At 44.2% G+C, this 920-nt stretch carries 1 protein-coding gene; it reads left to right on the plus strand.

Translation table 11 applies throughout. The features are described 5' to 3' along the window. The coding region (locus A3763_RS00590) for an NAD(P)/FAD-dependent oxidoreductase (RefSeq protein WP_156494780.1) at nucleotides 1-920 on the plus strand (920 nt) is incomplete at both ends.

Genomic DNA, 920 nt, shown 5'->3' on the forward strand with positions numbered 1-920 from the left:
ATGATCATTATGATGTGATTGTTATTGGTTCCGGAATAGGTGGCCTGGCAAATGCGGCCTTACTCTCAAAGTTGGGAAAGAAGGTTTGTGTGCTAGAACAGCACTATACCGCAGGTGGCTACACGCACGCCTATGAGCGCAATGGTTATGAGTGGGATGTTGGTGTTCATTATATTGGTGAGGTTCATAAGCCTTGGACGGTGCTGCGCCGTTTGTTTGATGTGATCACAGATGGTCAGCTCAAATGGGAAGAGATGGACCCGCTTTTCGATCAAGTGATTATAGGCGGTAAAGAGTATAACTACCTAGCGGGAAAAGACGCTTTCAAAGACGAGATGAAGAAGAATTTTCCATCAGAGACTGAAGCTATCGATAAGTATGTGGAGCTTCTATATAGGGTAAGCTCTCTTGTGCCAAAATTCTTTGCCGGACAGGCAATGCCCAGAATGGCAGGTTTGCTCTATAACCGCGTTCGCCATAAATTTCTTCCGGATTATTTCTATAAAACAACTTACGAGGTGCTGAAAGAGCTTACTGATAACGAAGAACTTATCGGCGTCTTAACCGCTCAGTGGGGGGATTATGGTTTACCTCCTAAGAAAGCATCATTCATGATGCATGCGATGGTGGCGAAGCATTACTTGAATGGTGGTAGTTACCCGGTTGGGGGGGCAGCAAAAATTGCAGAGACAATTATTCCAGTGATTCAGCGTTCAGGAGGAAATGTCTTTACCTATGCTGGTGTGGATGAAATTCTCATCAAAAACAATAAAGCTTATGGCGTAAGGCTGAAGAAAGGTCAGGAAATTACGGCTGATGCAGTGGTAAGTTGCGCTGGTTTATATCCCACGGTGAATAAATTGCTGCCAGAGTCGGCTATCAAAAAGCATAAACTGAATAAGTTGTTAGAAAGAGTGGAG

The sequence above is a fragment of the Oleiphilus sp. HI0128 genome, from assembly GCF_001635365.1.